The following is a 20,845-nucleotide window of genomic DNA, read 5'->3' as shown; positions in this document are numbered from 1 at the left end:
ATTAGGATTGATAGATAAACTTCCCCTCTTTTCTATCTTTTGTGACTTTATTATAACTGCCAAATACCCCGTTCATTGCGATATAGACACCATCATTGTCCAGTCTTTGGAGATAACCGATCGCTGAAGCCAGGTTTGCAGTCGCTTCTGTAGGGTCTATCGAGTAGGGGACCATCGCGCCGGTAAGGACGACACGTTTTTCTACTTCCGCATCAGCAATGTACTCAGCAGTGAGCTCCATCGTGTCGGTACCGTGAACGACTATAAAGTCATCATACTCACTCATATTGATCGTAGCCAGAAGTTCCATTCTGTCCTGCGTGGTCATATCCAGGCTGTCTTTTCCGATAATATTCAGTACTTCAAATTCACAAAGCCATTTTTTCATCAATTCATCCAAAACAGTACTGTCTTGAATCACATCCAGTAATCCTTTTATAGGGTTATACACCTTGTTAAATGTTCCGCCGGTGTTGATTATCACTATTTTTTTCATTTTTTATAACTTTCATCCTATAATATGTCCGGCATTTTACTCCAACTATGATAAAATACGGCAATTTTTAATCTGGAGATTTAGTATGATAATGAAAGGTAAGAAAGGTGTCGTTCTCGGCATCGCAAATAAAAAGTCTATTGCATATGGTATTGCCAAAGCATGTCAAGAACAGGGCGCTGAGATGGCGATCACATTTCTTAATGAGAGATTTGAGAAAAAGCTTGCTCCTGTAGCTGATGAGCTTGGATGTGATGGAAGATTTTATCCATGTGATGTAAGTAAGCCTGAAGAGATCGTTGCACTGAGAGAGTCTTTGGAAAAAGATTTCGGTAAGATCGACTTTATCGTACACTCAATCGCATTTGCTCCCAAAGAGGGACTCAGCGGACGTTTCTATGATATCTCAAAAGAGGCATTTGATATCGCGATGGATATCTCGGTTTACTCTCTGATCGAAGTTGTAAGAGAGTTGAAGCCGATCCTTTCAGAGAATTCATCAGTATTGACACTCAGCTACTACGGCGGTGTGAAGTACATCCCGAACTACAACCTTATGGGTGTTGCCAAAGCAGCACTTGAGATGACGACAAAATACCTTGCTGAAGATCTCGGTAAAGACGGTATCAGAGTTAACGCGATCTCTGCCGGACCGATCAAGACATTGGCAGCAGCAGGTATCGGTGACTTCAGCTTTATGCTTAAATGGAACCAGGCACATGCACCGCTCAAGCAAAACGTAACGATCGACCAGGTAGGAAACTCAGGTATGTATATGCTCTCAGATCTCAGTTCGGGTGTTACAGGTGAGATTCACTATGTGGATGCAGGATTTAACATCATGGGAATGCCTGCTGTAGAGTTCAGTGATGAGGGTAAACCAAAAATCGCTTGGGACGGTAATAACTAAGCTCTGCTTAGCTAGCGTTCAGCGTTTAGCATTTAGAGAAAAGGATTTGTGTGAGATGTGAGAGGCTTGATGTTTGGAAGCGTAGTTGTAGACTTAGTGTAGAGGTTTATAAGTATTTTTCTGAATGTCGGGATTTTGGCTTCAAAGATCAGATCACACGAAGTTCACTCTCTATTGGTAGTAATATAGCTGAAGGTATAGAAAAAGACTCCAATAAAGAGACACTTAGATTTATAGAGATAGCCAGAGGCTCTACGGCTGAACTCATCACGCAAATATATATCGGTATAGAGATCGGATATATAGAAAAAGAGATCGGTTTATCTTGGGTAAACGAGATCAATGAAATCTCAAAAATGCTCATAGGATTGAAAAAAAATTATGCCACAAAGCTCTAAACACTCAACGCTCAACGCTAAATGCTCCAAAGACTCCCCAGAGTATTTGGCAAAAAAAGCCTTTTTTGACAAGGTGCTGACCATCTACGGGCGTAATGCCGTGATGGAAGCACTTGAAGATAGTGCTGTCACTATCCATAAACTTCATCTCTCCAAATCCAACAAACCCAATGACCAGCTTCAAAAGATGAAGAAACGTGCAGAGGCAAGAGGTATCGAGATCAGGTATCATGATAAGGCTTCTCTCTCACGCATCTCCAAAAATGCGAAGCAGGATCAGGGGGTGGCACTCGATATCGTGCTGGAACATTTTGGTGATGAAGTGCATTTTCTTCAAGCAAACCAAAACTACCGTATCATAGCCCTGGATGGGGTGACCAACCCTCAAAACCTCGGCATGATCATCCGTTCCTGTGCAGCGGGGAATATCGATGCGATACTCCTGCCGACCAAAGGGGCGGCACAGATCTCTCCGCTTGTGATCAAGGCAAGTGTGGGAACGCTTTTTAAAATGCCGATCATCAAGACAACAAACCTTGCCCAAACGTTGAAAAACTTTCAGACAGAGGGAGCCAAGGTCTATACGCTCTCTTCGCATGCGAAAGAGAGCTATAAAAGCATGGCGTACACAGATAAAACGATCTTTGTACTGGGGAACGAAAGTGAAGGGGTAAGCGGAGCGGTAGAGCATCTGAGTGATGCGCAGATCATCGTCCCTATGCAAAGAGGCGTGGAGTCGCTCAATGTAGCGGTCACAGCCTCATTGCTGGCTTTTTTGTAGTGCTTATCCCCTGATATTCAGGAAGTTTTTCGTACTGATATCATCCCAGGGTTTGTTGAGTGTGACAAAATCCTCATAGCTCTTTAAAACACGTTTGAAGTCTTCACTTTGTGCACTTTGCTCCGCCAGAACCTCTTTTAGTGTGGTTTTGGCTGCTTCCATCACTTCTGTCGGGAATGACTTGATCTCTACATGTTTTGGAAGCTCCTGAAGTGCTTTGGCATTCTCATATCTAAACTCCTGAAGCATCGTACTTGTCAACTCTTCTGTGGCAGCAGTGATGATCGCCTGATGCTCCAAGCTTAGTTTTTCCCATCTGGCTTTGTTGAATGTCACTTCCAGGATCGAGCCGGGCTCATGCCACCCTGTATAGTAGTATGGGGCAGTTTTGGCAAAGCCCATCATACTGTCCAGTGCCGGTCCTACCCATTCGGTTGCATCGATGGTTCCACGTTCAAGAGAGGTATAGATCTCTCCGGCCGGAAGCAGAACAGGGTTGACGCCAAGACGCTGCATCACCTCTCCTCCGAGTCCGGGAATACGCATTTTGAGACCCTTCAGGTCTTCAAGTGAATTGATCTCTTTTTTGAACCAGCCGCCCATCTGGGGACCGGTCGTACCGCCGATCAGAGGATAGAGGTTGAACTTGCCGTAGAGTTCACGCCAGAGCTCATACCCGCCACCGAATTTCATCCAGGTGATCATCTCTTCACTGGTCAATCCAAGCGGCATACCGCCGAAGATGGAGAAGGCAAGGTTTTTGCCCTTCCAGTAGTAGACACCGGAGTGGAATGCATCGATCTGCGCGGCACTGGTCGCATCAAAAACCTGCAGGGCAGGGACCAGGATATTTTTTGCAAAGACTTTGATCTCAAGCGTCCCGCCGCTCATCTCTTGACAACGTGCTGCAAACCTGTCCACACCCGTACCCATGATAGGGAAGTGTGCAGGCCAGGAGGTTGCCAGTTTGAGCGTGGTCTTTTTGCCTTTGTTGATATTGACTGATTTGTCTTTCACCGTCTCTTTCTCAGCCCTGTGGCATCCTTGAAGTGCGATCGCTGTGGCACCGACAGCCGTAGCGGTAAGAAAATCCCGTCTTTTCATCTTATTTCTATCCTTAATTTAACTGGGTTAATAGTAACATAGCATACGTTTAAAAAGGATGAAAATGGACTGTCTTATCTGTGGTTATGATACAAAAACATTTATTGATGAAAAGAGTACGATAGTCTACTATTATTGCCCCCATTGCCAATGTATCAGCAAGTCAGAAGAACACTTCAAACCGATCCCTGAACAAAAAGAGCGTTATGATCTCCACGAAAATGATCCTGAAGATGAGGGGTATCAGGCCTACTTCAGACGTTTTATGGACTTTGTACTCCCACTGGTAGGTGAACCGAAAAGCGCACTGGATTTCGGCTGTGGAAGAAGTTCGCTTCTGGCAGATATGCTAGGTAAAGAGGGGATTGAAACGGACTATTACGATCCTGTCTATCACCCCGAAAACCTTGATAATAGTAAAAAATATCAACTCATTGTATCTACCGAGGTATTTGAACATCTCCATGATCCCAAAGGCATTTTTTCGCAGTTGCTGGAGATGCTTGAAGAGGGGGGATATCTGGCACTTCAGACACAGTTTCATCCCAATGATATAGCGGCTTTTAAAAAATGGTACTACCATCTGGACCCGACGCATATCGTCTTTTTTACCCCTCAGACATTTAAAGTTCTATCCGAGATATCGGATTGTGAATTTGTAGCGGATAACGGGAAAAATATGGTAGTGCTAAGAAAAAAGTGATACTTGGTTTCATGTTAAATACTTATGAACTCTTCTCTTTTTTTGCTATACTTGATGGTTGATGAGCAAAAAAAGGAGAATAAGCATTATGCAGGGTGAGGATACAAACGCAAAAGAATCTAGTGATTATATCTGGGAGCCGAATAGAACATCGGTTTCAAAACTTCCTACCTCCGAACATACGATGGATCAGACACGAAGAGAGATGATCCGAAAAGCACTTGATTTTGATATTATCGATGTAAGAAGCTATGCCGGATACCGGGGTGATATGCTGGTTGAGTTTACCACTATGGAGAAAGATACGGTGCTTTCCTTAAAGAAGGCCGCTGAAGCATTAGGTTTGGAGGTGACAGTAAGACAGAATCCCCTTCAGATCTATCAAGTCTACTGTATCGCCATTACTGAGGATATTTACGGGTTGAAGGAGTAGCTGCCGGTAAAAAGAGGCAGTGATAACTTCTGATCTTTTTGTTATACTTAAAAGAATATGAATTGGGAGGAGAGAATGATGCACGAGCCCCTGGACATTTCGGCTTTATATCATAGTTGTGACAGCTCACTGTTCAGGTTTGATACGACAGACGATCTTGAACCATTGGAACAGCCCCCGGGTCAGGAGCGTGCACTGGATGCGATTGACTTCGGTACGAAGATTGCCCAGGATGGATATAATATTTTTGCAATGGGACCTTCAGGAAGCGGCAAACATTCGGTTGTCATGCGCTATCTGGAACAAAAATCCAACAGCGAACCTACGCCGAGTGACTGGTGCTATGTAAACAATTTTAAAGATCAGCGTACCCCTCTGGCCATAGAACTCCCGCCGGGGAAAGCATTGCTTTTCAGGGATCATATCGATGAACTGGTAGAACTTCTTAAAACGGTGCTTCCGGCTGTCTTTGAGAGCAGCGGTTACCATAATGAACGTGAAGCACTCAATCAAACATTTATGGACCAGCAAACGGAAATTTTCAGGAATCTGCAGGATGAGGCTGTCAAACGTGATGTGCAGATGAACATCTCCTCATCAAACCGTATTACCTTTGTCCCGGTCATAGAGGGAAAAGTACTCTCTCCTGAAGAGTTCAAAGCCATCGGGGGTGAGAAAAAAGAGAAGATCGCCGCGCATATGTCCGAATTTGAAGCTCTGGTGAAAGAGGCACTGCGTAAGGTCACTGAACTGAATAAAGTGCATCAAAAAGAGCTCAAGTCGCTTAACAAAAAGATCACACAGGAGGCGGTACATTCGATCATTGATGAAGTACGTCAACGCTATGCGGAGTATGAGAAGATCAAAAGCTATCTTGATGATATGGAAAAAGATATCGTCAAGCATGTACAGGATTTTCTTGTAAAACCAGAGGAGATGGGGCTTCCCTCTTTTATGATGGAGTTTTACAGATCACCGTTTGAGCGTTATAAGGTCAATCTCTTTATCTCTCAAGAGAAAGAAGATACTGCACCGGTCATCTATGAGGATAATCCTGTCCATCAAAATCTTATAGGGCGTATTGAACATGCTTCGCAGATGGGGACACTGGTAACCAATTTCAGTATGATCAAACCGGGGGCACTCCACAAGGCGAATGGCGGTTATCTGGTACTGGATGCCAGAAAGCTGCTCATGAAGCCCTTTGCCTATGAAGAGCTCAAAAGGGTACTTCGTGCCAAAGAACTCCGTATTGAATCCCTGGCGCAACAATATGCTTTTGTAAGTACTACGACACTTGAACCGGAGCCGATACCGCTTGATATCAAGGTGGTATTGGTGGGGGAGAGATATCTCTACTATCTTCTCTACCATTATGACCCGGAGTTTAAAGAGCTCTTTAAAGTGACGGCGGACTTTGAAGATGAGATACGCAGAGATGAGGAGAACTACCTGCTCTATGCCCGAATGATCGGTACGATTGCCAAAAGGCATGAACTGCTTGCGTTGACACCTCAGGCAACGGCCAGGGTGATCGAGCAGTGCTCAAGGGACGTCTCCGATGCAGATAAACTCTCTACCCACCTGCATACACTGGCAGACCTGCTCAAAGAAGCTGATTTCTGGGCTCAGAAAAACAGCCATAAGGTGATAGAACCCGAAGATATCGAAGAGACGCTTGCCGCACAGAAAAGACGGGTAAACCGGGTACAGATGAAGCTCTATGAACAGATCGATGAGGGAACGATCATGATCGATGTGAGCGGCAGAAAAACCGGGCAGATCAATGCACTGACCTTTATCTCTCTGGGCGGACATGAGTTTGGTATTCCTACACGTATCTCTGCCACGACCCGCATCGGTAAAGGGGAGATCATTGATATCCAGAGAAAAGTTGAGATGGGAGGTCCTATCCACTCCAAAGGGGTGATGATACTGAGTGCTTATCTTGGCTCACGCTATGCGTATGATCTTCCTCTCAGTGTTGTGGGGTCCCTGGTATTTGAACAGACCTACGGCAAGGTGGAGGGGGACAGTGCCTCATCGACGGAACTCTATGCACTGATTTCTTCACTCTCAAGTCTGCCGATCAAGCAGAATATCGCTGTCACAGGGTCGGTGAACCAGTTTGGCGAGATACAGCCTGTGGGCGGGATCAATGAAAAGATCGAAGGATTTTTTGATATCTGTATGCACCATGACCCCAAAGGTACGTATGGTGTGATGATCCCTGCGGCCAATGTCAAACACCTGATGCTCAAAAGCGAAGTGGTTGAGGCTGCGAAGGAGGGGAGGTTCTCGATCTATGCAGTCAAGACGATTGATGAGGGAATGACGATCCTTACCGATGTGGAAGCAGGGGAAAAAGACGATAAAGGAGAGTATCCTGCCGAGTCAGTCAACGGGAAGGTGCTTGCACGGCTTAAAGATCTTTCCCAGAAGGCGAAGGAGTATGCAAAAGGGAAGAAGTGACCGCCGAAGCTCACCCCTTCCAGGGAAGAGCTTTATCCTATCACCTTTACCGTTTTGCCGCCTGTACATGCATCCAGTCACGATCCTCGGAGCGTCCCAGGCTGAGCCATCCCTCTTTTTCCCAGAACTCCCACCAGGCATCCAGATCAGGATGTGCCAGGCTGGCATTTTGACTGTCCCATCTTAGTTGGTTTCTGGAGGGGAACCAATCGATAGCGATCCCCCAGGCATGGGTGGATTTGGCAGCGAGGCTTCCGCGCTTGTTACGGCAGACGAAGCTTCCGCCGTACCTGTCCAAACCAAGGTGTTTGATACCCTCAATCCCGTAGTGATCATGCACCTTTTCCAGTACCGTACCCAGGCTGTCTGCAAGTTTTTCATGGATACGTATCGAGCTTGTTGTGCTATTGAGGTCCCAATCCAGGCGCAGTGTCCAGGGACAGGTGACTCTGACGAAATGCTCTTCTATACAGGGTTCACCGTAGTGCTCAAGCAGGTTTTCATAGGTCTCTACCGGAAAGTTGTGAGGATTTTCTCTGATGGGGATGATATCGCCAAAACCTCTCGGAAGTTCTCCGGTTTTGGTAAGTAACTTAAGCTGGTCTGCCGCATTCAATGTCTGCGGTCCGTAGAAACCGTCGATAGGCCCTGCATCAATCTGATGCTCATGACAGAGCAGCTGTAGGTAGGCAACAGCCTTCCTCTTGAGCGGCCACTCCAGCCATACCAGCGGGAGTCTATCCGCACGATTGATCAGCGCAGTTTTAACGGCACCGTCTGTTATGGGCCCACGTTTGCCGTCTATCCTGGCAGTGTAGAACCCTTCCTCTTTAAGGTAGGTCTGGATGATCTTGATATCACTGACTTTCATAATCGCTTCCCCCTTTTCTTATTTTGTTTAAGAGAACTACCCAATTATAACGTAAGCGGCTTTTTGTACTCTAAAGTCATTCAATGGATCGGCATATAGGCATATCCTTTATTCTGGAACTCTATCAGGTAGACATTTTTCATTTTTTTTGCCTCGACATAGTCATAGAGTGATGCCTCGGGGATCTCTCTGGCTTCCATCCCTGTTTTACACATCGTGAAGTTTATGTCATAGACCTCTGCAAGCTCTCTGAGCCTGGGTGCGATACTGGGCTGCAGTTTTTTCAGCGAGTTGTCGTTCGCATAGGGGGAAGCCTTCAGCTCCTCAACAAAAAACTGATAGGCATTTCCCGAGATCACGACAGCCATATGGTAGTCGATCTTCTCTTTTTTGTAATACTCTGCCAGAACCTTAAGCCCTTTGAGCAGAAACTTCTCCAGTTTCTGCGGATCGCCGGTTGTCAGGTCGTAAACAGCTTTTTGTTCTGCAGCCAACAGAGTGCCATGCAGGATAAAGAGTGTACAGAGTAGAAGAGAGAACTTTTTCATTTTTTGCCTTTTTCAGATGGTTTTGGGGATATTATAGCATGGGTAATGAAGTATGCTATAATCTTGTTATGAAGTTAGAGGGGAATATCAAAAAAGCAAAAGAGCTGTTATCGGAATCGGATGCACTTTTCATTACTGCCGGAGCAGGGATGGGGGTAGACAGCGGACTGCCTGACTTTCGTGGAGTAGAGGGGTTCTGGAAGGCCTATCCCAAGGCGAGGGAACTGAACCTTCGTTTTGAAGAGATGGCAAATCCGCAATGGTTTGAGTCTGATCCGAAACTGGCTTGGGCATTTTACGGACATAGGCTGCAGCTCTACCGTGATACCGTACCCCATGAGGGTTTCAGAAGACTGATCGCACTTTCTAATACTAAAAAATATGGATCATTTGTCTTTACCTCTAATGTCGATGGGCAGTTCCAGAAAGCAGGATTCAGCGAAGAACGTGTCATGGAGTGCCACGGCTCCATCCATCATCTGCAGTGTCTGGATGACTGCCGGGAAATCATCTGGAGTTCGGATAGCACTACCGTGGAAATAGGTGAGGGGTTTAAGGCTGAAGATCCTTTGCCAACCTGTCCCGACTGTAGTGGTATGGCACGCCCCAATATCCTTATGTTCGGCGATTGGGGCTGGAACCATAGCCGTACCGATGCACAGAGGGAGAGACTGAAAGCATGGATCGCGAAGCTGGCCGATGCAGGTGCAAAACTCGCGATTATAGAGATGGGGGCAGGTACGGCGGTCCCGACCGTTCGAAATACCTCTGAGAAGGTCGCAAAAGAGTTCAACACACCTCTGATCCGCATCAATCCACGTGAGAGTTTCGGTGCCGATATCGAGCTTCCGATGGGAGCGCTTGAAGCATTGGAAAGTCTCATACCCTGATGCGCTGTTACGCCTGTACAAAACTGAGTTTTCAGATTCTCTGTCCTGAGTGTCAAGAGAAGCTTTTTAAACCACAGGTACAAACGCGAAGGGTAGGTACATTGGATGTTATCAGTTTCTATCCTTACTCAGCGATAGAATCACTGCTGCATACGAAACATAAAGCTGAGGGATACCGTATCTATAAGAAGCTTGCCAAAATGACAATGAAGCCTTTTGTCAAAGAGTTTGCAGAATCATTGGAGAGCGATGTCTATATCCTTGGTGTGGATGAGTATGTAGGCAGCGGTTATTCGCATACGGCACTGCTTACAAGAGAGCTTGGAACGAAATATACCAAGATCATGCATGGAAAGCTTCTGGCCCAAAACAGAATAAGCTATTCGGGTAAAGATCTGCAGTTTCGTTTGAATAACCGCCGAAATTTCAACTATACAGGGAAAAAAGATATCGATGTGATACTGGTAGATGATACGATCACTACAGGCATCACACTTCAGGAGGCACAGAACGTACTGCTGCAGCATGGGGTGAATGTACTTTTTGCTCTCACACTGGCTGATGCCAAAGAGTGATATTAAATACTATTAATGACTCTCTGTAAATATGCCAACTATCGGGTACTTGATGATATTGATAATCTTGGGGCTTGCAGGGATATCAGCATCGATCCCTCTGCAACACTCTGAAATAAATAGGACATATTAACTCCTATTAAACAGTGGTATGCTATAGTAAGCCTATGAAAAAGCAGGATTTAAAAGAACTATTGGAACAAGCCGAAGGCAAAAAGATACTCTTTTTAGGGAGAGAGGGGACCTATACGGTCCAGGAGACAGAGCGGTTTCTCAAGAAGTATAAAGTCACCAGAGTCAAAGCGATCGAAGAGGGCGTAGTCGCTACGGTAGAGCACCACAGCCTCAACCCTGTAGAGGAGATGATTTCCGAGGATGCCTATGCAGATAAGATACCTGCCTACAGACTTGACGAGTTTGAGCAGCTCTTATCTGAGGGGATCAATGATAATGAACTGCTTATGGCGATCAAACTCTCCAACGATCAGGCACGTGTACTGCGTATGATAGAGAACCCTGATATCAGTGATGCGCTCTTCGTTAAATTGCTTGAGATGTATACGTGGCATGAAGAGGAAGAGGATAACAATGACGACCGCTCCGTTGTGATCGCTACATTGACAAGATATATAGATATCACGCCTGCTGAACGTGATCAGCTCTACTCTACATTGACGCTCAAACGTCTGGTCCGTGAAGCAACCGATCCTGACCTGCTGAATGCCCTGATAGGCTTTCCAAACTATGAGTTCAAGCAGAAAGATCAGGGTAAAACTTCTCTCTATGAAGTGATCGCGACCAGTCACTCTCTCAATGATGACGTGATCAAGCGTCTGCTTAGTCTTAGAAACCCGAAGGTTGATATGTATCTGGCTGCCAACCCGGTCGTACCGCTGGAAGAGCTCAGAAAGTTCATAACGAGAGAGGATATCGCTATCCATGAAGCATTGGCTGCCAATGAGTCGATCGATGATGCGCTTTTTGAACTACTGTTAGCCAAAGGTGAGGATGTCGTAAAACTTCTACTCTGGTATCAGCCAATCAGTCAGGAGCGTTTTAAGATGATCACTGAGAAGGTAAATGATCCGGATCTGCTTGCCGAACTCGGGAAAAATCAGCAGTTGGATCAGAAGATCGTTGACAGACTTGCAGAGGATGATAACATAGCCCTTCTGGAGAAACTGGCAGCCAACAAGACAGTAGAGGAAACGACTCTCAATACCTTGTATGAAAAACAGATCAACACTATCTTTTACCCATTGGCAGGTAACCCGAATGTAGCGGTAAATATCATAGAGAAGTTTTATGCCGACTATCAAAATGATATCCGGATGATGCACCAGGTCGCCTCCAACCCAAATACGCCTGAAAAGATACTGCGTGCGCTCTATGCACGTGAGGTACTGGAGATCAATAAAGGGCTGGCGGCCAACCCTTCTACACCTATCGAGATACTTGATGTTCTCAAGATCGATATGAGGCTGCGTAACGCATTGACTCAAAATGAGGTTTTTATCGAACACCACAATACAACAAAGGTAGTGATATGAGCTATAAGAGTGTGGGAGAAAGGAATTTAAAAGAAGAGCGTGCAGATATGGGTAAAATAACGATAAGACATAGCACGCTTTTTTTCGAGGAGAATAACATATGAAATCATCCGATATTTCAAAAGTCGTCGGCAGCCTGATCGAACGGAAACTACCTGTGTTTATCTGGGGAGCACCTGGGATAGGTAAATCCTCTATCGTCAAACAGATCTCAGAGGCAAAAGCACTGGAGTTTTTAGATCTTCGTTTGAGCCTGCTTGACCCGACAGACCTGAAAGGGATACCGTTCTTTGATGCCGAGCATCAGGAGGGGGTATGGGCAAAGCCGAGCTTCCTGCCCAAAGATAAAGATTCCAAAGGGATACTCTTTTTAGATGAGATCAACACGGCACCACCGGCCGTACAGGCTTCAGCCTATCAGCTGATCCTCGACAGACGGGTGGGGGAGTATGAACTGCCGGAAGGGTGGAGTATCGTAGCGGCGGGTAACCGTGAAAACGACCGAGGAGTCGTCTACAAAATGCCTGCTCCTCTTGCCAACCGATTTGTACACTTTGAGATGGAGGTAGATTTCGATGACTGGAAAGCATGGGCCTATCAAGCAGGTGTAGAAGCCTCTATCATCGCTTATCTGGCATATGACAAGTCCATGCTTTTTACTTTTGACCCGCAGACCAATGAGAAGAGCTTTGCGACACCAAGGTCCTGGGAGTATGTCGACAGTATCGTTAAGTCAGGTATTGAGAATGATCTCATATTAGATAGTATCAGCGGTGCGGTAGGGCGTGAAGCAGCTATCGGATATGTCTCGTTCAAAAAGGTGATGCAGGAGCTCCCGGAACTCTCTACGATACTGGATGGTTCTTTGACGGAAGTAGAAGAGGATGACCATAGAGTATTGATGGCACTCTCTATCGGTCTGGTAAATGCCCTGAGGGAGAATGAAAGTGATGAGGCGATCCGTAATGTACTGGATTTCTCTATGTGTCTGCCCGGTGAGTTTGCGATCATGCTGGTGAAAGATATGCAGTTCAACGGAGTGGATGTTGAAGGCTCAGATGCGTGGAGTGACTGGGTAAGCAAGTTTGCTTACCTGCTTGCGTAGGGTTTATGTCAACACCTCTCCTTTAGAAGAGGACAGGACACCTTAATCCGTACACCCGTTAGGTGCTACTCCGTCAAGTGCATACTTTGTGACATACTGATAGATATCCTCCCAGCGTTCGCTCTTAACGGTTTTCAGGTCAAGCTTGGGACAGATTTTTTGTGCTTCCTGCGGTAGTTTACCGGCTTCATAGATCGCTTCCCATTCACCCTGTGTATGGTTTCTCGCAAATTTCACACTGGTAAATCCGCATTTTTTATGAAACTTCTTTTTATAGGTCTTTTTACCCAATGCGACACTTGCCGTACTCTGAGATGGAAACAAGCTCACTAGAAGCATTGAGATAGATAATGTAGTGATTATTTTTTTCATATGAATTCCTTTTGTTTGAAAATATTAAATAATTTGAAGTAAATAGTTCTCTAATTGAATAAATCAGAATCTCCTATTATTTAGTAATGTGCTCCACAAAAATTGGCATCACAACCGTGTACTTTTCCTGCATATTTTGAGTTGTCTATAAAAAACTTTAAGATATTTTTTCGATAGTACTTAAACTTTTTGCTTTTTAGATTTGACAATGCTTCCGGTTCTTTTTGATGTAGTTGTAAAAGGTTCTGATCATCTTCGAAATATTCGTCCCACTCATCTTCATCTTTTTGTTTTGCAAAATGAAAAGGTATCCCGTGACACTTTCCACAAAGTTTGGTAATGACCCTAAAGGACTTTACATCGTACCTTTCGGCAGCAGACAGCGTATTTCCAAATAAGATGAGAAAAAGCATAAGGGATAGTGGTGATTTCATCATATAGTTCTCCATTCGTTTAAAGATTTGTCTTTGTATCTAATGCTTGTTATCAGTAAGCACTGAATGCGCAACTTGACTTTACCTTGTTGATCAACAAGGCAATAAAACTATTCACAGTGTTACCAGGATCATAGTGATGGTTGCCACAAGCATAACATTGTATTAATGTAAAGCTTAACTTTACATTATGATATACAAAGCGATCTTAGAACTATTTTAAAATTTCATTTTTTAATGTAGAAAAATAGGCTTTATATGTTTGCCTGTTAAAGATATAGGTTTTGGCATTGAAGAGTGTTTCAAAGAGAATTTTCCATAGGGTAGAAAAGTTTTTTTCATTGCGTATCTCGCAGAGTTTTGCCTGCATCTGATGCTCCAGGAGGCTCAATGCTTTGGCATGAAATACATACATTTTGAGGATCTCATACTCTATACCTGCTTCTTTGAAGTAGCCGATCAGTTTAATGATGGATGCCTCTTTCTCCGTGAAGTCATCCTGTGTGGTAGGGAGTATGATCTCATCGGCTATAAGCTGTTCCAGGAGTCTCTCTTCTACACTGAACTGCTTGATAAACTCGGCCTTTGTATAGTGTGTGCTATCAGATGGTATGGCACTGAGTGTGTTCATCAGGGGTACGATCATGCCTGAAGAGGTGGAGAAGGATTGGTTCTTGAACTGCAGGATGTCCTTGAGCTGTTCATTACTGCTGCCCAAGTGCTCTTTCATATAACTGATATATTGCAGCAGCTCCAGGTGAGTGTCACTGTAGCGATGTACATTGGCTTTGAGTTTTTTGGCTTCAGGCAGCAGACCCTCTTTGATATAGTAGAGAATGGTAGATTTGGGGACGCCGCTTTTTTTTACCAGCTCGGATATCTTGTATTCCACGGTTTACCTTTTGACGTATATATTTAAGAATTATACCCTATAATTAAAAACGTTAAGTTTAACTATACATTGAAGGATAATTATGGCACATATTACACTACCTGAATTTGAGGATATGACACCGGCGATCCAGGAGAAGGCAAGACCGATTTTGGAGAAAACCGGAAAACTGGGGGATATCTTCAAACTGTTGGCGATAGACGAGAAGATCTATTTTGCTACAGATGAGATGATACAGAAGTATCTGCTGGATGAGACGACACTGAGTTATGATATCAAAGAGGCGATCGCACTGCTCATCTCGAAGGAGAACGGCTGTAAGATGTGTGTGGATGTACACAAAAATATTGCTAAAATGCTCGGTCTTTCTGAAGCACAGATCGAAGAGATCCTGCAGGGTGTAGAGTCCATCAGTACAGATGAGAAGGAAAAGGCACTGCTGAACTTCTGTATCAAAGCAGCACAGAAAGATAACTACAAGATCCTCAAAGAGGAGATCGAGGCACTTAAAGAGATGGGATGGAGTGATACGCAGATCATCGAGGCGGTTGCGATCACAGGATACTTCAACTACATCAATACCCTTTCCAATGTTTTCGGTCTGGGAGAGTAGTATGAGACTTTTCCCTGCATTGTTCCTATCCGCTCTCTTGTGCATTAGTGCAGAGGCAAAAGAGTATAAAGCACTTTTTGACTGCAGTTCGGGTAACGCTGCCTATATCAAAAGCCGTATGTGGCTTGTTGGTCAAACGATGGATATGATGGAAGTGGGTGAAGATACGACTTCAGTCGTATTGACCCTGCATGGTAAATGTGTACCGATGGTATCAAAAGCATTTGATGAAGTGGTGGATGACAAGGATATTCCCAATACCAAAGAGGCACAGAAATGGCTGATAGAACTCGGCAAACGTAAGAATGTCAAAGTGATCGCCTGTTCGATGTCTCTACAGGCCAATGATATCGATGAAGATGACCTTCTACCGTTTGTGGAGGTGTCAGCCAACAGTTTTATCGAGACGATCAAGTATCAGAATGATGGATATGCGCTGATGACATTCAAATAAAGAAGACCCTGTGTACTCTCCCCCCTGTCAGTGTTGTAGTGATGAGAATGTAGTTTTTCAGAGAGGGGGAGATAGGGTATAGTATTTTCTTCCCTGACCTGCGATACAAAGAGGTTTTTAGCTCAATGGCAGGTCTGTTGCCGTATCTTCTTTGTAGAGGAACGATAGAGGTTTGACTCTCTGGATACTCAGCAGAGATGATCTTATGAATGATAGATAAATTTTTTTACACTACCATACCGCTTTTATACTACCAATTAATAATTTTGATAAGGTAACCGTTATGAATATTATACATTTCAAAAACATCACTGTCGGATATGATGATAAGATTATTCTTAAAGATCTCGATTTGACGATAAAACAGGGGGAACACTGGGCTATACTGGGTGCAAACGGTTCAGGAAAATCCACTTTGATGAAACTGATACAGTCGGAAATTCATCCTCGGTTTGACAAAAACTCCACCAAAGAGCTCTTTGGAAAGTCTCGCTACTCTCTATTTGAGCTAAGAGATAAGATAGGTGTGATCAGCAATGATCTGCATAACTTCTTCTCTGACAAAGCTTCTTATTTAAGCGGATATGAGGTGGTACAAAGCGGATTTTACAGCAGTTTCAGCATCTTCAAATACCAGGATTTTACAGAAGAGCAACACCACAAGGTATCGCAAACTTTGGAATTTTTGGAGATAGGCCACTTAAAAGAGAAAAGCGTAAGTAGTATGTCTACCGGGGAATTGAGAAAGTGTATCATCGCCCGTGCGCTTATCCATGATCCGCAGGCCTTTATCCTGGATGAACCGACTGTAGGACTCGATATCAAAGCTCAGATAAACTTTTTGAAGATGCTGAAAAAGCTTGCGAGGCGAAGTTCGATTATCCTGGTGACTCACCATCTTGAAGAGATTTTTGAAGATATCACCAAGATAGCGTTGATATATGACAATACGATATACAAAAGCGGATACAAAGATGAGATACTTACAAATGAAAATCTTTCAACTATTTTTGAAACAAAACTGACAATCAGTCAAAAGAACCATAGATACTATGTAGAGGCAGTTGATGAGTAGTTGTTCTTCCCCGGTTTTCGGCTTCAAAACGCTGTTTTAAGGTATTTTACTTTGCTCCCATACTAGATCACGGGAGCAAAGAGCGGGCTACGCTTCACGCCCGTTTTTGATCAGTGTTTTGAGCTCTTTTATCTCATCATGCAGGGCCTGCAACTGTACGGCTGTATCATTCTGGGTATGGTGCATCTCATCGATGATCACCTCTTCGGTGTCATCTTTGAGCGTGCTCATCGCATCTACGACGATGGCAACGACAAGGTTGACCATAATAAATGAGACAAGAAAGATAAATGGGACAAAAAAGACCCAGGCATGAGGGTGTACCTCCATGATGGGGCGTACAATACCCATCGACCAAGACTCGAGTGTCATCACCTGAAACAGCGTATAAAACGACGTCCCCAGAGTTCCGAACCACTGAGGGAAGGTCTCTCCATAAAGGTTCGTAGCCATAATGGCAAAGACATAGAAGATCAGGGTCATCAGCAGTGCGATAGAGGCTATACCGGGAATGGTGCCAAGCAGTGCAGCAACGATCTTGCGCATCTGCGGTACGACGGTGATAAGACGGAAGAGCCTGAAGACACGCAGGATCCTGAGTACCTCAAAGCCGGCAGAAGCAGGTACAAGTGAAATCGCCACAATGACAAAATCAAAAATACTCCAACCGCTTTTGAAAAAGGCCAACCGATGCGCATAGATACGAAGCACGATCTCAGCGGTAAAGATCGCTATCACCATCTGGTCGAAAAGATCCAACAGAGAACGTTCTCCGCTTGATAGTGTAGGTATGGTCTGTATACCCATCGTGATACCGTTGACCATGATAAGCAGCATGATCAACTGCCCGAATCTACTATGCTCTACCAGAGCAGTTACTTTTCCTTGCATAAAAACTCCATAAAATTTTTTTGCAATTCTATAGCAGAATGGTAAATCACTGGAGTATTTTTTGAAAAAAAAGCGCGCTAATCGCTACTTCTCTTCGAGTATCGCATAGGTTCCGGTAGCATAGGCAACAAGTTTCTCTTCGCAGAGAAGCTCTATTGTGACAAATGCCGTTGATTTCCCTTGTCTTTTTACGTCAGCTCTTGCCACGAGATATGCTCCTTTGGCAGGCTTGAGATAGTTGATCTTGATCTCCATCGTCACTGCAGTATACCCCTCATCCAGATTAGACATCGCCGCATACCATCCGGTATTGTCCATCAGGGTTGAGATGACTCCCCCATGGATAAAACCAAGATGCTGAAGGTGGTGGGGCTTGGTATGGAGTTCAACCTCTGCACTCCCTTTTTCAAAACTTTTCAGCTGTGCACCGGTATGCTCCAGAAACGGAAACTTGATCTCTTTCAACTTCTTCTCCTTCTATAGATAGTGGTAAAAGGCTACCATAGATGCATAGCATTACTATAGCATCACAAAATACGTGACAGAAAGGCATGACCCTTCGTATAGGGTGAGTAATCACGCACCAAAATAGGGGATTCATTTGGTTTCGTATCTTCGGGAGCTCGAACACACTTGTATTGATTTGAAAGTGTGCAATAGAATTTTATAAATGCAATCCATTTGCATTTATAATCTAAATTATGCTACTATCCGGTTTTAAAAAATATTATAAAAATTTATAGGTAGTGATTTGAAAAATATAATAATAGATAAATCAAGCGGTTTGAAGGTAGAAGAGATTGAAGAGTCCGGTATCGCAAACCTGCCGACAAGACACGGTAGTTTCAGGATCAAGGCATACAAGGATGGCAGCCAGGAGCATCTGGCGATCATGAGCGAAGAGTTTGAGACACTGCATGATCCTATCGTGCGTATCCATTCAGAGTGCCTTACGGGTGATGCACTCGGCAGTCTGAAGTGCGACTGCAACAATCAGCTCAACCTGGCTTTGGAGCTGATCGCCAAAGAGGGCGGCCTGGTCATCTATCACCGTCAGGAGGGTAGAAATATCGGACTGGTCAACAAGGTCAATGCCTACAGCCTGCAAGACGAAGGCTACAATACTGTCGAAGCCAACCTCAAACTGGGTTTCAAGGCTGATGAGAGAGACTATGGGGCTGTTGGGCATATCTTAAAAGACCTGGGTGTCACAGAGATGCGCCTTGTGACCAACAACCCCAGGAAGATAGCATATATCGAGAGCCTTGGTATAGATATCATCCAACGTATCCCTGCCATTACGGAAGTGCAAAAGTACAATGAAAGATATCTGCAGGTGAAGAAAAATCAGTTGGGGCATATGCTTTGAAACGTTTAACACGGATTAAGCATGATTGTTTATAATGCCTTGCATGAATAGTGACGAAATAAAAGAAGAGCTGAGAGAAAAAGGGATCAAAAATACCCGGGCAAAAAGTCTCTTGCTGCATACATTGAAAAATGCTGAAGCACCGATGGATGTAAACAGTTTACATTTGGCGTGTCAGAAAGAGACTTCGGTCAACCTGGTAACCGTCTATCGTACACTCCAGCAGTTTCATGAAAAAGGGCTTGTAGAGGAGTTTGTAGGGAAAGACGGTGTGAGCCAATACGAGTATATCCCCAAAGGCTCCACAGCGCATCCGCATTTCCAGTGTGAGAAGTGCAACAGGGTCTTCTGTCTGGAAGAGCTGGGATTTGATGATCTCCTCAACTTCTCCCATATGGCAAAACAGCACAAGGTCAATTCTATCAACATCACACTCAACGGTATCTGTGAAGAGTGTTTGCAGCACGTATAAACTACCCACATTTAAATTCATAGTGCAATTTCGCCTCTAAAAATTCTATCTAAAACCTCCTATGAAACTTTCAAATTTTCATGAAATACCTCATAAGGAGTTCTCCAACCTAGAGATTTTCTAGGTCTATGATTGAGTCTATTTTCAATTCTTCTGATCTCTTTTTGGGTCAGATGTTCAAAGCTGCTACCTTTAGGGATATATTGCCTGATCAATCCATTGATATTTTCATTCAATCCTCTCTCCCAAGAACTGTAAGGATGACAGAAGTAGTAGTCACACTTTAGTTTTTTAGAGATGGTTCTATGCCCGGCAAACTCCAATCCATTATCCGTAGTGATCGTATGCACCTTTTTCTTGAAAGGAGCAAGTAATCGAACCATCTCATTAGCCACAACATGTGACCTTTTGTTTACGGGCAAAGAGAGTTTTAGATACATTGATTTTCTATCTACAATAGTGACAATAGCTCCTTGTCTTCCTTTACCTATAATGGTATCTGCTTCAAAGTCTCCTACCCTTACTTTATCATCAACAAGGGAGGGTCTCTCTTCTATGGAAACCCTCTCTTTGATACGGTTCTTCCGTGATTGTCCATACTTCTTCCGTCTTCTGCCTTGTTGTCTCAGGTGGGTATGCAGTGTACCATTACCTAGCTTATCTACATGAATATATGTGTAGATAGTTACATAGCTGACAGAGATACTATGCTTCATCTCCAATGTGGCTGCAATCTGCTCTGGGGAGAACTCTTTTTTGAGGTATTTTTTGATCAGTTCTTTTGTCTCTTTTGTTAGCTTTAGATTCGCTTTTTTTGACTTCTCTATCTGTACTTCTGTTGCTCTGTTATGTGAAGCTATCACCCAGTACTCTTTCCCTATTTTCCCTCTACCTCTTTTTAACTCTCTTGATATGGTTGAGGGATGTACTCCAACAATTTTAGCAATCTCTTTTTGTGTCTTTGTATTTCTATAAGCATTAATCAGGTATCTTTCCTTCAGGGTTAGATGTTTATACGACATTTTACTTCCTTTATCTTTGGTCGGATTTGGAAGTTTGATTTTAGCATCTAACCTCTTCAAATCTCAAAATTACAAAAAATTGCACTTTGGATTTAAATTCGGGACTATCAGATATAAAGTAAAAGTGTAGGTCGTGGTGAGGACACCCCGACATCCGGATAAACAGCTATCATTTTTATATTTATAGGAGTGATCTCTCGCGTAGGGTGCGTAATCACGCACCAACATAGAGGGTTCCTCTCGTTCCCGATCTTCTGATCGGGAATGCATACTGCAGATTGAATCCGCAATAACGTCTTCTCCCGTACCATACAGCGCTATATCTATTCCCAACGTGGACGTTGGGAACAAGATAAATCTATAGACTACTGAGTATTATTTGCCATCTAATGATGGATTCAAGGGGGTATAGGGG

At 44.0% G+C, this 20,845-nt stretch carries 25 protein-coding genes; 15 read left to right on the top strand and 10 right to left on the bottom strand.

What is annotated here, in order from left to right:
* Position 1: 1 nt before the first annotated feature.
* Positions 2–496, bottom strand: a complete 495-nt coding sequence (locus AC4JOV_RS07235; protein ID WP_229938255.1) for an asparaginase domain-containing protein — start codon at positions 494–496, stop codon at positions 2–4.
* 85 nt (positions 497–581) lie between these two features.
* Here AC4JOV_RS07235 and fabI point away from each other — a divergent pair, with 85 nt between their 5' ends.
* Genes fabI through rlmB form a run of 3 tightly spaced genes read left to right on the top strand, consistent with a single transcriptional unit; the run spans position 582 to position 2,585 of the window.
* Positions 582–1,406 carry an enoyl-ACP reductase FabI gene (gene fabI, locus AC4JOV_RS07230; RefSeq protein ID WP_229938256.1) on the top strand — a complete coding sequence of 275 codons (825 nt, stop codon included), beginning with the start codon at positions 582–584 and terminating at the stop codon, positions 1,404–1,406.
* 50 nt (positions 1,407–1,456) lie between these two features.
* Positions 1,457–1,804, top strand: coding sequence for a four helix bundle protein (locus AC4JOV_RS07225; protein ID WP_229938257.1), 348 nt, complete (start codon positions 1,457–1,459; stop codon positions 1,802–1,804).
* Complete coding sequence (gene rlmB / locus AC4JOV_RS07220; RefSeq protein WP_229938258.1) at positions 1,788–2,585, top strand: 23S rRNA (guanosine(2251)-2'-O)-methyltransferase RlmB; 798 nt, start codon at positions 1,788–1,790, stop codon at positions 2,583–2,585. Before AC4JOV_RS07225 ends, rlmB begins: the two co-directional genes overlap by 17 nt.
* A 3-nt stretch (positions 2,586–2,588) precedes the next feature.
* Here rlmB and AC4JOV_RS07215 read toward each other — a convergent pair whose 3' ends face one another.
* On the bottom strand, positions 2,589–3,689 hold the full coding sequence (locus AC4JOV_RS07215) for a TRAP transporter substrate-binding protein (protein ID WP_229938259.1): 1,101 nt from the start codon (positions 3,687–3,689) through the stop codon (positions 2,589–2,591).
* A 64-nt stretch (positions 3,690–3,753) separates the two neighbouring features.
* On the opposite strand from AC4JOV_RS07215, the gene AC4JOV_RS07210 reads away from it, so the two are divergent.
* The 3 genes from AC4JOV_RS07210 (at position 3,754) to AC4JOV_RS07200 (ending at position 7,297) form a co-directional block, all read left to right on the top strand.
* Positions 3,754–4,392 (top strand): class I SAM-dependent methyltransferase, encoded by a 639-nt coding sequence (locus tag AC4JOV_RS07210; RefSeq protein WP_229938260.1) that lies wholly within the window; start codon positions 3,754–3,756, stop codon positions 4,390–4,392.
* A gap of 88 nt (positions 4,393–4,480) precedes the next feature.
* Positions 4,481–4,825, top strand: a complete 345-nt coding sequence (locus tag AC4JOV_RS07205; protein ID WP_229938261.1) for a hypothetical protein — start codon at positions 4,481–4,483, stop codon at positions 4,823–4,825.
* Between the two features lie 78 nt (positions 4,826–4,903).
* Positions 4,904–7,297: a Lon protease family protein gene (locus AC4JOV_RS07200; RefSeq protein ID WP_229938262.1), complete on the top strand. Its 2,394-nt coding sequence runs from the start codon at positions 4,904–4,906 to the stop codon at positions 7,295–7,297.
* 46 nt (positions 7,298–7,343) lie between these two features.
* On the opposite strand, the gene AC4JOV_RS07195 is transcribed toward AC4JOV_RS07200, so the two are convergent.
* On the bottom strand, positions 7,344–8,168 hold the full coding sequence (locus tag AC4JOV_RS07195; RefSeq protein WP_229938263.1) for a peptidoglycan-binding domain-containing protein: 825 nt from the start codon (positions 8,166–8,168) through the stop codon (positions 7,344–7,346).
* Positions 8,169–8,248: 80 nt separating this feature from the next.
* Positions 8,249–8,716 (bottom strand): DsrE family protein, encoded by a 468-nt coding sequence (locus AC4JOV_RS07190; protein ID WP_229938264.1) that lies wholly within the window; start codon positions 8,714–8,716, stop codon positions 8,249–8,251.
* A gap of 68 nt (positions 8,717–8,784) precedes the next feature.
* On the opposite strand from AC4JOV_RS07190, the gene AC4JOV_RS07185 reads away from it, so the two are divergent.
* The 4 genes from AC4JOV_RS07185 to AC4JOV_RS07170 all read left to right on the top strand — a co-directional run bounded on the left by AC4JOV_RS07185 (position 8,785) and on the right by AC4JOV_RS07170 (position 12,836).
* Positions 8,785–9,606, top strand: coding sequence for an SIR2 family NAD-dependent protein deacylase (locus tag AC4JOV_RS07185; RefSeq protein WP_491522125.1), 822 nt, complete (start codon positions 8,785–8,787; stop codon positions 9,604–9,606).
* Between the two features lie 101 nt (positions 9,607–9,707).
* Positions 9,708–10,181 (top strand): ComF family protein, encoded by a 474-nt coding sequence (locus AC4JOV_RS07180; protein ID WP_229938266.1) that lies wholly within the window; start codon positions 9,708–9,710, stop codon positions 10,179–10,181.
* Between the two features lie 167 nt (positions 10,182–10,348).
* Positions 10,349–11,731: a hypothetical protein gene (locus AC4JOV_RS07175; protein ID WP_229938267.1), complete on the top strand. Its 1,383-nt coding sequence runs from the start codon at positions 10,349–10,351 to the stop codon at positions 11,729–11,731.
* 100 nt (positions 11,732–11,831) lie between these two features.
* A complete protein-coding gene (locus AC4JOV_RS07170; RefSeq protein ID WP_229938268.1) occupies positions 11,832–12,836 on the top strand; it encodes an AAA family ATPase in 1,005 nt (334 codons plus the stop codon).
* A 42-nt stretch (positions 12,837–12,878) separates the two neighbouring features.
* On the opposite strand, the gene AC4JOV_RS07165 is transcribed toward AC4JOV_RS07170, so the two are convergent.
* The 3 genes from AC4JOV_RS07165 to AC4JOV_RS07155 form a co-directional block, all read right to left on the bottom strand.
* Complete coding sequence (locus AC4JOV_RS07165; protein WP_229938269.1) at positions 12,879–13,208, bottom strand: hypothetical protein; 330 nt, start codon at positions 13,206–13,208, stop codon at positions 12,879–12,881.
* An 80-nt stretch (positions 13,209–13,288) separates the two neighbouring features.
* Positions 13,289–13,645, bottom strand: coding sequence for a hypothetical protein (locus tag AC4JOV_RS07160; protein ID WP_229938270.1), 357 nt, complete (start codon positions 13,643–13,645; stop codon positions 13,289–13,291).
* Between the two features lie 211 nt (positions 13,646–13,856).
* On the bottom strand, positions 13,857–14,534 hold the full coding sequence (locus tag AC4JOV_RS07155; RefSeq protein ID WP_229938271.1) for a MerR family transcriptional regulator: 678 nt from the start codon (positions 14,532–14,534) through the stop codon (positions 13,857–13,859).
* An 82-nt stretch (positions 14,535–14,616) separates the two neighbouring features.
* Between AC4JOV_RS07155 and AC4JOV_RS07150 the strand changes: the two genes are divergently transcribed.
* The 3 genes from AC4JOV_RS07150 to AC4JOV_RS07140 all read left to right on the top strand — a co-directional run bounded on the left by AC4JOV_RS07150 (position 14,617) and on the right by AC4JOV_RS07140 (position 16,676).
* A complete protein-coding gene (locus tag AC4JOV_RS07150) occupies positions 14,617–15,147 on the top strand; it encodes a carboxymuconolactone decarboxylase family protein (RefSeq protein ID WP_229938272.1) in 531 nt (176 codons plus the stop codon).
* 1 nt (position 15,148) lies between these two features.
* Entirely contained in the window at positions 15,149–15,601 is a 453-nt protein-coding gene (locus tag AC4JOV_RS07145; RefSeq protein ID WP_229938273.1) for a DsrE family protein, read from the top strand.
* A gap of 283 nt (positions 15,602–15,884) precedes the next feature.
* Entirely contained in the window at positions 15,885–16,676 is a 792-nt protein-coding gene (locus tag AC4JOV_RS07140; protein ID WP_229938274.1) for an ABC transporter ATP-binding protein, read from the top strand.
* Positions 16,677–16,763: 87 nt separating this feature from the next.
* Here AC4JOV_RS07140 and AC4JOV_RS07135 read toward each other — a convergent pair whose 3' ends face one another.
* Together AC4JOV_RS07135 and AC4JOV_RS07130 are read right to left on the bottom strand one after the other, a co-directional pair.
* Positions 16,764–17,567 carry an ion transporter gene (locus AC4JOV_RS07135; protein ID WP_229938275.1) on the bottom strand — a complete coding sequence of 268 codons (804 nt, stop codon included), beginning with the start codon at positions 17,565–17,567 and terminating at the stop codon, positions 16,764–16,766.
* Between the two features lie 84 nt (positions 17,568–17,651).
* Positions 17,652–18,032, bottom strand: coding sequence for a PaaI family thioesterase (locus AC4JOV_RS07130; RefSeq protein ID WP_229938276.1), 381 nt, complete (start codon positions 18,030–18,032; stop codon positions 17,652–17,654).
* Positions 18,033–18,318: 286 nt separating this feature from the next.
* Between AC4JOV_RS07130 and ribA the strand changes: the two genes are divergently transcribed.
* The gene (ribA, locus tag AC4JOV_RS07125) at positions 18,319–18,936 is read left to right on the top strand and encodes a GTP cyclohydrolase II (protein WP_229938277.1); all 618 of its coding nucleotides are present in this window, start codon (positions 18,319–18,321) and stop codon (positions 18,934–18,936) included.
* A 43-nt stretch (positions 18,937–18,979) separates the two neighbouring features.
* A complete protein-coding gene (locus AC4JOV_RS07120; RefSeq protein ID WP_229938278.1) occupies positions 18,980–19,408 on the top strand; it encodes a Fur family transcriptional regulator in 429 nt (142 codons plus the stop codon).
* A 59-nt stretch (positions 19,409–19,467) separates the two neighbouring features.
* Here the strand turns inward: AC4JOV_RS07120 and AC4JOV_RS07115 are convergent, their stop codons facing one another.
* A complete protein-coding gene (locus AC4JOV_RS07115; protein WP_229935945.1) occupies positions 19,468–20,430 on the bottom strand; it encodes an IS30 family transposase in 963 nt (320 codons plus the stop codon).
* Positions 20,431–20,845 lie beyond the last annotated feature (415 nt).

It is taken from the genome of Sulfurovum sp. MH2-6 (assembly GCF_058374785.1).
Note: the sequence above shows the minus strand (reverse complement) of the source record. Positions and strands in the feature narration are given on the sequence as shown.